The sequence below is a fragment of the Clostridium sp. Marseille-Q7071 genome, from assembly GCF_965112025.1.
In genome coordinates, this window is record NZ_CBCOPR010000001.1 from 2,415,300 (window position 1) to 2,427,657 (window position 12,358).

The 12,358-nt window shown below is 29.3% G+C and carries 15 protein-coding genes and 1 other RNA gene; 12 read left to right on the top strand and 4 right to left on the bottom strand.

Going from position 1 to position 12,358, the window contains the following annotated elements; genetic code table 11:
• Window positions 1–77: 77 nt before the first annotated feature.
• The 6 genes from dnaG (at window position 78) to rnpB (ending at window position 5,826) form a co-directional block, all read left to right on the top strand.
• Window positions 78–1,838 (top strand): DNA primase, encoded by a 1,761-nt coding sequence (dnaG, locus tag ACWPW7_RS11295; RefSeq protein WP_454053575.1) that lies wholly within the window; start codon window positions 78–80, stop codon window positions 1,836–1,838.
• A 4-nt stretch (window positions 1,839–1,842) separates the two neighbouring features.
• Entirely contained in the window at window positions 1,843–2,916 is a 1,074-nt protein-coding gene (rpoD, locus tag ACWPW7_RS11300) for an RNA polymerase sigma factor RpoD (protein ID WP_414632362.1), read from the top strand.
• 110 nt (window positions 2,917–3,026) lie between these two features.
• On the top strand, window positions 3,027–3,914 hold the full coding sequence (locus ACWPW7_RS11305; protein WP_291560498.1) for a PH domain-containing protein: 888 nt from the start codon (window positions 3,027–3,029) through the stop codon (window positions 3,912–3,914).
• Window positions 3,915–3,926: 12 nt separating this feature from the next.
• On the top strand, window positions 3,927–4,616 hold the full coding sequence (locus ACWPW7_RS11310) for a tRNA (adenine(22)-N(1))-methyltransferase (protein ID WP_454053576.1): 690 nt from the start codon (window positions 3,927–3,929) through the stop codon (window positions 4,614–4,616).
• Window positions 4,607–5,422 (top strand): Nif3-like dinuclear metal center hexameric protein, encoded by an 816-nt coding sequence (locus tag ACWPW7_RS11315; protein ID WP_454053577.1) that lies wholly within the window; start codon window positions 4,607–4,609, stop codon window positions 5,420–5,422. The genes ACWPW7_RS11310 and ACWPW7_RS11315 overlap by 10 nt, the downstream gene beginning before the upstream one ends.
• 62 nt (window positions 5,423–5,484) lie before the next feature.
• Window positions 5,485–5,826: RNase P RNA component class A (gene rnpB / locus ACWPW7_RS11320), an RNA gene on the top strand.
• Window positions 5,827–5,859: 33 nt separating this feature from the next.
• On the opposite strand, the gene ACWPW7_RS11325 is transcribed toward rnpB, so the two are convergent.
• Window positions 5,860–6,117 carry a tyrosine-type recombinase/integrase gene (locus tag ACWPW7_RS11325; RefSeq protein ID WP_454053578.1) on the bottom strand — a complete coding sequence of 86 codons (258 nt, stop codon included), beginning with the start codon at window positions 6,115–6,117 and terminating at the stop codon, window positions 5,860–5,862.
• Between the two features lie 48 nt (window positions 6,118–6,165).
• Here ACWPW7_RS11325 and ACWPW7_RS11330 point away from each other — a divergent pair, with 48 nt between their 5' ends.
• The 6 genes from ACWPW7_RS11330 to ACWPW7_RS11355 all read left to right on the top strand — a co-directional run bounded on the left by ACWPW7_RS11330 (window position 6,166) and on the right by ACWPW7_RS11355 (window position 10,127).
• The gene (locus tag ACWPW7_RS11330) at window positions 6,166–6,687 is read left to right on the top strand and encodes an SH3 domain-containing protein (protein ID WP_454055501.1); all 522 of its coding nucleotides are present in this window, start codon (window positions 6,166–6,168) and stop codon (window positions 6,685–6,687) included.
• Between the two features lie 237 nt (window positions 6,688–6,924).
• Window positions 6,925–7,578 (top strand): hypothetical protein, encoded by a 654-nt coding sequence (locus ACWPW7_RS11335; protein WP_454053579.1) that lies wholly within the window; start codon window positions 6,925–6,927, stop codon window positions 7,576–7,578.
• Window positions 7,579–7,690: 112 nt separating this feature from the next.
• Window positions 7,691–7,906 carry a helix-turn-helix transcriptional regulator gene (locus ACWPW7_RS11340; RefSeq protein WP_454053580.1) on the top strand — a complete coding sequence of 72 codons (216 nt, stop codon included), beginning with the start codon at window positions 7,691–7,693 and terminating at the stop codon, window positions 7,904–7,906.
• Between the two features lie 279 nt (window positions 7,907–8,185).
• Entirely contained in the window at window positions 8,186–8,347 is a 162-nt protein-coding gene (locus ACWPW7_RS11345) for a hypothetical protein (RefSeq protein WP_454053581.1), read from the top strand.
• Window positions 8,347–9,564: an FtsK/SpoIIIE domain-containing protein gene (locus ACWPW7_RS11350; RefSeq protein WP_454053582.1), complete on the top strand. Its 1,218-nt coding sequence runs from the start codon at window positions 8,347–8,349 to the stop codon at window positions 9,562–9,564. Before ACWPW7_RS11345 ends, ACWPW7_RS11350 begins: the two co-directional genes overlap by 1 nt.
• Window positions 9,561–10,127 (top strand): hypothetical protein, encoded by a 567-nt coding sequence (locus ACWPW7_RS11355; protein ID WP_454053583.1) that lies wholly within the window; start codon window positions 9,561–9,563, stop codon window positions 10,125–10,127. The genes ACWPW7_RS11350 and ACWPW7_RS11355 overlap by 4 nt, the downstream gene beginning before the upstream one ends.
• A gap of 1,007 nt (window positions 10,128–11,134) precedes the next feature.
• Here ACWPW7_RS11355 and ACWPW7_RS11360 read toward each other — a convergent pair.
• The 3 genes from ACWPW7_RS11360 to ACWPW7_RS11370 all read right to left on the bottom strand — a co-directional run bounded on the left by ACWPW7_RS11360 (window position 11,135) and on the right by ACWPW7_RS11370 (window position 12,197).
• The gene (locus tag ACWPW7_RS11360) at window positions 11,135–11,302 is read right to left on the bottom strand and encodes a hypothetical protein (RefSeq protein ID WP_454053584.1); all 168 of its coding nucleotides are present in this window, start codon (window positions 11,300–11,302) and stop codon (window positions 11,135–11,137) included.
• Window positions 11,303–11,579: 277 nt separating this feature from the next.
• Window positions 11,580–11,750, bottom strand: coding sequence for a hypothetical protein (locus ACWPW7_RS11365; protein WP_454053585.1), 171 nt, complete (start codon window positions 11,748–11,750; stop codon window positions 11,580–11,582).
• 33 nt (window positions 11,751–11,783) lie between these two features.
• A complete protein-coding gene (locus ACWPW7_RS11370; protein ID WP_454053586.1) occupies window positions 11,784–12,197 on the bottom strand; it encodes a class I SAM-dependent methyltransferase in 414 nt (137 codons plus the stop codon).
• Window positions 12,198–12,358 lie beyond the last annotated feature (161 nt).

Consider the following 12,358-nt stretch of genomic DNA (forward strand, 5'->3'; position numbering starts at 1 on the left):
ATAAGAAAAAAGAAGGATTTTATACTTTTTTGTCGAAAATGACAAAAGTGTAAAATTAAAAGGTGGGATATAATTTAGTGATTTCAGAAGAAGTCATACAAAAAGTAAAAGAACAAACAGATATTATTGATGTAATATCAGAAAAAGTAAGACTCAAAAAATCAGGACGAAATTTCATAGGAAATTGTCCTTTTCATAGTGAAAAAACTCCATCATTCACTGTTTCTCAGGATAAACAAATATATAAATGTTTTGGTTGCGGAGAAGCAGGAAATGTATTTAGTTTTATTATGAAAGTTGAAAATAAGAGTTTTCCTGAAGCAGTTAAAGCTCTGGCTGAAAAGGTTGGTATTGAGGTAGAGGAAAAAAGCAATTTAAATAAAGCTAAAAAAGATAAGTTTGAAAAAATGAAAAAGTTAAATGTAGATGCAGCTAAATACTTCTATGCAAATTTAAGAAAAAATAAAAAAGCTTTCCAGTACCTAAAGAATAGGTCTATGGATGAAAGAACTATGACAAAATTTGGACTTGGATTTGCATTAGATGAATGGCACGCACTCGGAGACTATTTAAGGGGAAAAGGTTATAGTGATAAGGAGATGTCAGATCTAGGACTAATTATTAAAAGTAAAAAGAGCAACTACTATGACCGTTTTAGGAATAGAGTTATTTTTCCAGTTTTTGATTATAAGGGTGCAGTTATTGGTTTTGGAGGCAGAGTTTTAGATGACTCAAAGCCTAAATATTTAAATTCACCAGAAACACCTTTATTTTTAAAAGGAACCAACTTGTATGGTTTAAATTTTGCTATAAAACAAAATATGAATAGAACAGTTGTTATTGTTGAAGGATATATGGACTGTATTGCACTTCATCAACAAGGTATAACTAACGTTGTGGCAACTTTGGGGACTGCTTTAACGGAGCAACAAGCAAAGTTATTAAAAAGATATGCAGACAAGGCAATAATTTCCTATGATGCGGATTTAGCAGGTCAAAAGGCTACTTTAAGAGGACTAGACATACTAAAAAAATCTGGATTTGATGTTAGGGTTTTATCAGTTCCAAGTGGAAAGGATCCAGATGAGTTCATAAAGACTTACGGCAAAGAAGCCTTTCAGGCATTAATAAATGAAGCTATGCCACTTGTTGATTACAAAATCAAAAAAGTAGAAGAAGGCATAAATTTTACAGATAATGAAATGATAATAAGGTATAAAAATAAAGTATTAGAAATAATAAAAGACTTAAGTGATTTTGAAAAAAATATATATATAAAACAAGTTGCAGAGAAACTTAAAGTAAAAGAAGAGTTATTAAGTGACGAATTTAACCAAAAAATCAAACAAAATGAAAAAAATGATAATATACAGCATAATTATGGGCAAAATCTATATATAGAGCCAGCTCATATTAAGGCTGAAAGAATATTACTTAAGTTTATGTTAACGGATACTGATAAATTTAATTTTATATCTTATGAATTAAAGGATTGCGGTTTTGTATCTTACAGTCATAAAACACTTTATGATTTAATTTTAAAATTTAATGATTTATCCTATGAAGATAAATTAAAACATATCGAGAATAACTGTAATGATAGTGAAACTACAAAACAATTTATTAACTTGATGGAATATGAAATAAGTGGAGATAAGTATGACCTTGATAAAATGATTCATGATTGTATCAAGATGATTAAAAAATATAGGTTAGAGGAGTCGGAAAAAGAAGTTATGAATAAAATTAAACAGTATGAATCTAAAGGCCTTGTAGAGAAGTCTTTAAAGTGTACACAAGAGTTAATTGATATACAAAAGGCATTAAAAAACATATAAGTTGATGAAGGGAGGTAATGTAATGAAAGATAAAAATACAAAAATAACTGTAGTTAAAAAACTGATTGAAAAAGGTAAAAAGAAGGGTTCATTAACGTATAAAGAAATAATAGATGAACTTGATGAAATAGATTTAAGCCCAGAGCAAATTGAAAAAATATATGAAGTATTAGAATCAATGGAAATAGATGTTGTGGGAGATCTTCAAGAAGAGGAAGAAGAAATAGATATATCTATACCAGAAGGTATTACTATAGATGACCCAGTAAGAATGTATTTAAAAGAAATAGGTAAAGTACCGCTATTATCATCAGAAGAAGAAATAGAACTTGCAAAGAGAATTGAAGAAGGCGATGCTTATGCGAAAAAGAAATTAGCAGAAGCTAACTTAAGACTGGTTGTAAGTATTGCTAAAAGATATGTGGGAAGAGGAATGTTATTTCTTGATTTGATTCAAGAGGGTAATTTAGGTCTTATTAAAGCTGTTGAAAAGTTTGATTATAGAAAAGGTTATAAGTTCAGTACTTATGCTACATGGTGGATTAGACAGGCAATAACTAGAGCTATTGCTGATCAGGCTAGAACTATAAGAATACCAGTACACATGGTTGAAACTATTAATAAACTTATAAGAGTTTCTAGACAATTACTACAGGAATTAGGTAGAGAACCATTACCGGAAGAAATTGCAAAGCAAATGGATATGTCAGTAGATAAAGTTCGTGAGATTATGAAAATTGCTCAAGAACCAGTATCACTTGAAACTCCGATAGGGGAAGAGGAAGATAGTCATTTAGGAGATTTTATTCCAGATGATGATGCTCCAGCGCCAGCAGAAGCAGCTGCCTTTACTATGCTCAAAGAACAACTAATAAGTCAATTACGTACATTAACTCCAAGGGAAGAAAAGGTTTTAAGATTAAGGTTTGGATTGGATGATGGAAGAGCTAGAACCTTAGAAGAGGTTGGTAAAGAATTTAATGTAACAAGAGAAAGAATAAGACAAATAGAAGCTAAAGCTTTAAGAAAGTTAAGGCATCCAAGTAGAAGTAAGAAATTAAAAGATTATCTAGATTAGAGCACCATCTTGGTGTTCTTTTTTTAACACTATTATACATAAAGTTAAAATATAATTAAATTTACCATCTATGGATTTTATGGTATAATTTGAGCAAAGAAGGTGATAAAATGACGGTATTTACTTCTAAAAAAGATAAAGAAGTAATCTCAATATTGCTACTAGCATTGTTGTACAATGTTTTGCTTGTAATTTTGATAAATAATATGCACTCTTATGTAGTTATAAATTTACTAAGATTAATGATTGTAGCTTGTAATTTATATTACTTTTATTATATATTTTTATGGCTATCATTAAAATATGAACTATATGAAGACAAATTAATAATTAATGGTCTAAATGGATTAAAGAAGATAGAAATCCCATTAAAAGATATAGAAGGATATACAAAATTAAGTGGTAAAATTAAAGGTGTAAAATTATCAGGGATTGCAACAAATACTTTTGCATTAGGTAGAACTGTAGTTAAAAAAGTTGGTACTACAAGAATGTTTGTGACTAATAATAAAAATGTTATATATTTAAAAACGCAGGATTGTAACATTGCAATTTCTCCAGAAGATGTGTCTGCAGTAGAAGGTTTATTAAATAAGAATGGTATTTACTTAATGGATTGGGAAACAAAGTTTAATAAGGTAAATAAGTTATATAAAAATATAAAGTATAAATTACCATTATTTTTAACCAGCATTGTTATTATAATACTTACTATAAATCCATTATTTTTATATGTAACTCAAAGATTGCCGGATGTAATGCCAATAACTTTTGATGCCAAGCTGAGACCAGTAGTCATGGGCACACCTAAGCAATTTACTTTTACACAAATGACTTATGGAGGATTAAATATGGGATTGCTGTTTTGTATGTATTATGCCTCTTATTTTTGTGCTAAATATGATAAAAAAACAGCCTATAGATATTTATATATAGCCTTAGCGGTAGCATCAGTATTTTTATATATGCAAATAAGAATGTTATTAATAGCAGTGTAAAGGGTGACGGAAATGAACTTAAGTGATAGATTAAAAACCGTAGGTGAAATGATAAAAGATGTTAACACCATTGTAGATGTGGGAACAGACCATGCCTATATACCAATTTATCTTATTAAGAATAATATTATAGAAAAAGCTATAGCTTCTGACATTAATAGTGGTCCTGTAGAAAAGGCAAAAAAAAATGTCAGTGATTATAATTTGCAGGATAAGATAAGTTGTAGATTAGGTGGAGGGCTCACTACTGTAAAAACTAAGGAAGTGGATGCAGCCATAATAGCAGGTATGGGAGGAAACTTAATTAGAGATATAATTGAAGAAAGCAAAGAAGTTTTTAAAAATCTTGATTATGCTATACTTCAGCCTGTTCAAAATCCAGAGGTGTTAAGGGAATATATTTATAAAAGTGGATACAAAATAATAGATGAAGAACTAGTAAAAGAAGAAGATAAATTTTATGAAATTTTTAAGGTTAAATATGATAATAAAATTAAAGAAGCACAACCTATACACTATGAAGTTAGTGAAACTCTTATAAAGAAGAAACATCCTGTGATGAAGGAATATTTAGTATTTAAGTTAGATAAATATACTAAGATTTACAGTGGCTTAAATCAAGAAACTGAAAGTGCTATAAAAAGAAAAGAACAATTAGAGAAAATAATTATAAAGCTAAAGGAGTTTTTACAATGTCTTTAAAAGTAAAAGATGTTATAAGAATAATGGAAGGCTATGCTCCAAGCAAATTGAAGGAAGACTATGATAATGTAGGACTAATGCTAGGAGATAGTAATGCAGAAGTAACTTCTATATTAGTTGCACTAGATGCTACATTAGAGGTAATCGAAGAAGCAATACAGAAAAATTGTAATTTTATATTAACTCATCATCCAATATTATTTTTAAAGCCTAAAACAATAACTACAGATAATCTTTTAGGTAAGAAAATAATTAAATTAATTAAAAATGATATAAATGTATATTCAAGCCACACAAATTTAGACTCTGTTGAAGATGGAATTAGTGATATAGCTACAAGGATGCTGGGATATGATAAGTTTGCTATTATAGAAAATACGTTAGTGCCAGAGTATAACAATGGGAAAAATGGAATAGGAAGATTAATAAAATTAGAAACACCAGTTAAGTTAAAAGATTTATGTGAAAAAGTTAAAATTAGCTTCAATACGCCTTTTATAAGATATGTAGGTGAAGAGGATAAAGAAGTCAGTACTATTGCAGTAGTAAATGGTAGTGGAGAAGATTTCTTTGCTATAAGTAAAGCTAAAGGTGCAGATTGTATTATAACAGGGGATACTACATATCATTATGTAAGTGATATAAAAGAGGAAGATGTAGCTATCATAGATGCTGGGCATTTTGCTACAGAATGGCCACCAATGATAGATTTTGGAAAAATTTTCGAAAAATTACTTAGAGAAAATAACTTTAATAACAAAGTATACATATCAGAAAAAATGCAAGATCCCTATAAATTTATATAAGTTTTAATTATAGGAAAAAAAATATTTGCATTTATGAGTAAACTATGATAACATATATTTTGCGAGTAAGCCAGACAATCGCTGCTGATTTATTCAGGAGAGGAAAGTCCGAGCTCCATAGGGCAGGGTGCTGGGTAACCCCCAGTGGAGGCAACTCTAAGGAAAGTGCAACAGAGAGATACCGCCTAAGTTTACTTAGGTAAGGGTGGAAAGGCGAGGTAAGAGCTCACCAGCGTACTGGCGACTGTACGGCTATGTAAACCCCACCTGGAGCAAGACCGAATAGGAAGGTAAATGGGATTGCCCGTCCCGCCTTCGGGTGTGTCGCTTGAGTCCATTGGTAACAATGGGCCTAGATAGATGATTGTCAAATACAGAACTCGGCTTATAGGTTTACTCGTACCATTGAAAACACTAGGTTTATGACTTAGTGTTTTTTATTTTGCCACCGTTTTGCCACCCAAAATATTTTTTATTTTTTCAGTTGCCTTTTTTTGCATTTCCTTATTAACATGACTATATACATTTAAAGTAGTATTTATATCTTTGTGACCAAGTCTATTTTGAACTGTTTTAAAATCTACACCTTCTGAAATTAAAATGGTAGCGTTTGTATGTCTTAAATCATGGAATCTAATTTTTTTATTTATATTAGCTTTTTTTAAAGTTTTAGTTATCTTATTAGTGTAGTACATCGGATGTGAATACTTAATCTTAATTTGCCTTCACTTTGATTTATATGCATACATGTAAATGCTGGTGGAGGACAAGGTACAGAAATATATACCTATAATAAAGATGTTTTCTCAGAAGCGCAGAAAACTTTAAATAACATAGCAGCCTTGGGATTTAATAATAGAGGAATTAAGGATGGCAGTAATTTATATGTAATAAGAAATACAAAGGCTAAAGCAATGTTAATAGAGCTATTCTTTATAGATAGTGTAGATGTAGAGCTATATAAAAAAGTAGGTGCAGACATAATAGGTAAAGCTATAGCTGAGGGAATTATGGGACAGGTTATATCTAGCCCACAACCTAAACCACCTACAAGTGATTGGATTGATTTAGATGGTAAAATTGGCATAGTAACTGCCAAAGACGGTTTAAATGTAAGACAGAGTAAATCCACTAATAGTAAAATACTAGGTGTTTTAAATCATGGAGAAAAAGTAAGATTATATAGAAAAGAGAATGATTGGATACACATTTATTATGGATCACATGGTGGTTATGTGTGCGCAGATTATATAGAAGTGTTGTAGTGGAAGGTAGTTTCTAGGGTAAAACTTAGGAGCTACCTTATTTTTTATTTTATAAATAAAATTAATATCATTATTGGTGCTATTCCTATGTAAACATTAATTCTTATATAAGACTTTTTTAAGTTTATAACTCATTATGACCTTGCCCATAAATTTAAGATAATAATCCTAAACTTTACAAATTGTAACATAAGTTGCTATAATTAGGTTGTACTATATTATAAAGGAGTGTTTTATATGAAAAGAAAGTATTTAATTATGATTCCCATCTTAATATTAGCAATTAATTTAATAGGTTGCAGTAAAGGTGAAGTTAAAAATGCTGATCCTTCTAAAGCTACTGGGGCTGAAATTAAGAAAGAAGAGAAAGAAGAAATTCAGAAGAAGTCTAATACTCAAACGATAGATGGATTGACGTTAACTGCTAATGCAAAAATTGAACCCGTAATTGGAGATAGAACTGCTGATAATTATGCAGAGGAAAAAGGAGAATATTTCGCTATAGGAAGTGACATAGTTAAAGCAAGTGACTATAAAAATATAGCTGTCAATTTAAATGTGGAAAATAACACAGATAAATCTGTAAAGATAGACCCTTATTTTATAGCTGCAAGTTTACAAGATGGTTATGAATTAAATAAAAATATTAAATTTAGTGAAGATGATGACCAATTTCAATCAAAAAGTAGTGGTGAGTATAAATTTGGTATTATTATAAAGAAAGATATAAAAGCTGATAAAATAAACATCGCTTATACTTGGATAAAAGATGAGGAAGAATTTAAAAAACTTATGCAGGATCCTAAGGTTAGTAAAATGAGTGAGGAGCAAGTTGCCAAAAAATACAAAGATATATTCTCGCAATTTAATTTGGAAGTAGATATGCAGTAATATAATTTAAAGCAATTTATATATCTGGTTGATTCCAGGACTTTTTAAAGGAATTTTAAACACTTTAAAGAATATTTACATATACTGTAATTATGGGGCGTGATAGAATGGGGTGAAGAATAGACTGTTAGAAATACGACTTTCTAAAGGATACAAAAAGCAGAAGGACTTTGCGGAGTTCTTAAATATAAATAAGTCTAAATACAATAGGTATGAAAATAATATGGAACAACCTAGTTTAAATACATTGTTTCAAATAGCGAATAAATTAAATATAGATATTAGTGAGATAGTTTATTATGAAAAAGGCGAGCCTACAGAAATGTAGGCTTATTTTTTATGTGCTTTATATACTAAACAGTAAATTTTATATATAAAATATAAAACTTTATTTACTAATTAGGAAACTTTTTATAAAACCTTGCATAAGATGTAATAAAGAATTGATTAAAGAGGGTGTAAGGATTGCCAACAATCGGTATAAGCTTTAAGCAAACAACACGCGATATGCGATTATTTACAACCGTAAAGAGTTTTGAAGAAAGGTCGGACTTCGTGAAAGATGCAATTGAATTTTATTTAAAGCATTTAGAAAAGGAGAAGGAGAATGTTTTGGTTAGATAATATAGTTCTTAATTATTTTAAAGCCGTATTTGATGCTACAACAATAGAAGGAATACCAGTAGGCGGGTTTGTATTTCTATCTGTCTTAGGTGCTAAAATAGCAGAGTTCTATACCGTAAAAAACCGCAAAAGAGGTGGTAAATAGTGTTTGTTGAGCTAGGAGCATTAAGTCTAATAAGTTATGCAGGATACAGAATCAAAAACAAAGATTTCTATAAATATAAAAACTTACTAAATGCTATGTACGCAAAAGAAAGTGGGTTTACAAATAAATTAAATCATACATCTATATTAAAACAGTATTTAAGGTTATCCTACGGAGATAGACTTATTTTAGATGTAAGTGGCGTTATGAGCTTTGAGGAACTAGAAAAGAAAAAGGATTATATAACCACATATTTTAAAGCTAAAGATGTAGTCTTAAAGCGACTAAACAATGGATTAATACAATTAGACCTAATACGTAACGAATACCCTAATAAACATTATGAAGTGGTTAAAACAAAGGAATACGAGATATTTTGCGGATATAATCGACAAGGACAGGAGATTAAGGTTAACTTAAATAGATTCCCGCACACTTTAGTTGGCGGAGATACTGGAACGGGCAAGTCAAGGCTAATGCTTTTAATTCTAACTAACCTAATAACCCAGCATAGTAATATAGACATATATCTTATGCAGATTAGAAAGGGAGATTTAACAGTATTTAAAGATTGTAAACAGGTAAGAAGAGTATCCAAAACTTTAGAAGAAGTAAGAGAAACACTATTATACTTAGATAAAATTTGTAAAGAAAGAGATACGAAAATAGAAGATTATATCGGAAAAGGTATATACAATATAGAAGATTGGAATAAAACATTTAAATACAGACAATTAAAATATGTGTATGCAGTATTAGAGGAATTTGCCTTTTATAACCCTAGTGGTGCTGACAGTAAAGAAGAAAAAGCTATAAAAAAAGAAATATTAGGCTTAATTAGAAATATAGTCTTAGTTGGACGGAGTGTAGGAGTGTTTATATTAACAAGTTTGCAGAAACCTACATCATCCTCAATACCTCCTGAGATAAAAGGACAATTATGTACTAGGATAAGTTTTAAACTACAAGATAAGGAAACAAGTATTATTATCTTAGGTAATGCGGCTGCTACTAAGCTGAAAGAAAGGGAAGTTATAATAAGAACACTAGGAGAAGAAATTGTTAAGATACCTTATATAGATCACAAGTTGATTATGGGAGCTATACAAAATTCTATTATCTATAAATCAGAGAAAAAGCCTAAACCTACTAAAGTTATTCCTAAGAAAGAAATTAAGAATGATGGAGTAATTGACTTGAGTGTACTCCTAAAATGAAGCCTAGACATGATAGTGACATATTAGAGTTTATTGACGAGTTTGGAGGAATAACTATAGAACAGGCAAATAAAATATTCTTTAGAACTAAGTACGGCTATGATACAGCCAAAAGAAGATTAAAAAAACTAAAAGAAGAAGGTCTTTTAAAGGTAGATAAAGACTTCCTGACCCAAAAGAATGTCTATTATACCCATAAAAAACCTTCCTCACACACTGTATTGCTACTAAATATATATGCAGAATTTCGCTCTTTAGAAGTAGAAATCGTACATTTCGAAAAAGAATTTAAAATACTAAATAAAAGAGCTGACGCGATGATGGTAGTTAAACATAAGAGTGTAGCTAAGATATTATTAGTTGAGATAGATATAAACAATAAGACTAAAGATAACAAATACCAAAAGCTGTTTGAAACTGGAGAAGTGCAAAAGGCATATGGCACATTTCCTATTGTACTTGTAGTAGAGAAGGAAAGAATAAGAAAAGCAAAGAGAGAAAAAGTAGGATATAAGATAGAAAGAATAGATTATAGTTTAGAAGGTTTAAAGAAAGTAATATAGTATATATTATCGTCAGCAATAAATTTACTCGGACAATAGTTGTTTAAAGGCTTTGGAGGTATTTTATTAGTCCTATGCCAAAGGACTAATTATAGGATTAATAAAAGGACTAATTAAAGGACAAATAAAAAGGACTATTAGGAATTGTACCTAATAGTTCCCTTTTGACATTATTAGCTTACTAGTATAAATTAAATATGTATTTTAAACCGTTGATAGTACTTATTTTTGCTTTTAAAGTTTATTTATAATAATGAACTAAAATGTTTAATTATACTTACGGTGGCAGAGATATAGTTTGCCACCATTTTGCCACCGTATGCAATAAAATACGTTTTTATAAATATAGATACAGTGTTATATGAATTTGATTCAAAAAAGCTATAAAATATTGATATAGATATGTTTATAATATATTTATTTTCATTTATTTATACAATAAAATATAGGTATGGTCAAATACAGAACTCGGCTTATAGACTTACTCGTACCATTGAAAACACTAGGTTTTATGCTTAGTGTTTTTTATTTTGCCAGTCTTTTGCCATTCTAAAAGTTAAATACGAAGAAAAGGTAAAATTATATAGAAAAAATGACAATTGAGTACATATTTATTATAAGTCACATGGTTGTTATGTATTGCAGAATATATAGATATATTATAGTAAAAAGATAGCCTCTAGTATAAAAACTGGAGGTCACTTTTTTAGGATATGTTTTAAAATAACTTTGATAACATATCAATTTTTTGGGAGCCAATTCTTACTTTCCCGAATTAATATTTTAAGAATATAATTCAATAAGCGTTCAAATAGATTATTCTTTTAACCTCGATATAAAATTCCCTTCATAAATTCTGAATTATTATGAAATCTATATATTATTTCTTTTTCGTTATTATTACAACCAATTAATATTTTAATTCCAGAATCTTTCTTTACCAAATCTACAATACATATAATTGAATCAATCTCCTATTTTTGATCTCTTCCTTGCCATATGTCAATTCAACCACCATCCATAGACTTTGTATTTTTTAAATATCCATAATCAACTTCATATAACATATCAGGATATTTAGGATGTCTTGAACCTGTTGGTCTGTCTATCACTATTTTAGAACTATTTACTAATCCATCTAACATTATCCAAAATTCTTTGTTATTGTAATCCATAGTATATTCTCCTCTCATTCTTGAAATGATTTTTAATTTTAGCTGTGTTTTAGGATAGCGTTGATTTAAGGAAAGCTATTTTATACCCCCATTTATTCATACGTTGTAAATTATGTTAAATTGGCGAGATACAGAGAGTGTATATTGTGCAAATATTCTTTACATTTAAATAATTCATAATTTGCACCAGATAAAAGGTTGTTTTAATTGTAAGATGTAATTAATATCATAAATGTTATCATATCTAAATAAACTCCACTAAAGATAAGATGGCATTTTAAGCTTTAATTTTCTTTTTAGCAATAATAAGAACTGAAAAGGAATTATCACTAGTAAAATTACTGCTTAAAACAGTCCATTGATTTCGTTTAAAAAACGTAATCAATTTCTCATACTTCCATGGATGAAAACCTAATATTTTCAAAATTGGCGTAATAATCAGTTTCAAAAAACGACCTCTGCGTGCAAAAGTAGGAGCAATTTAAATTCCATCATCTTTTAATACACGATATATATTTTCTAATGCTTTTTCTGGATTTGGAATAACATGAAGGGCATGAGTTATTAGTACAACATCAGAAGATTTATCTGAGTAAGTTAAATTAGTTGCATCCTGAACTGAGAAAGATACATTATTAGGTATTTCCTTTTCATTTGCGATTTTTATCATATCTTCAGAAAAATCAGTTGCTTCAATATGTTTAGAAAAGGGTGCTAATTTTAGTGCGTATATTCCAGTTCCAGCAGCAAGCTCTAACATAATAGTATCTGGGTGTAGAAAATCTTTAATACGTTCTATAATAATATTGTTTTTTTCTTCGTTTTTACCAGAATTATATTCATAATTCTTAGCAAGACGATTCCAAAACTTTTTATGATTTTTCAAAATCACCATTATGCCTCCATTTCTAATTTACTTATCCAATCTATTGTACCTTAATAGTCTTTAGTAAGTGACTAAATCTAAGTATATATTATAAGAATATATGGAGAAAGCATTTTTCGCTTACTACGCTTAGGAGTTTTTTGACACTCTGAGAGGGCTGTGAGTAATTG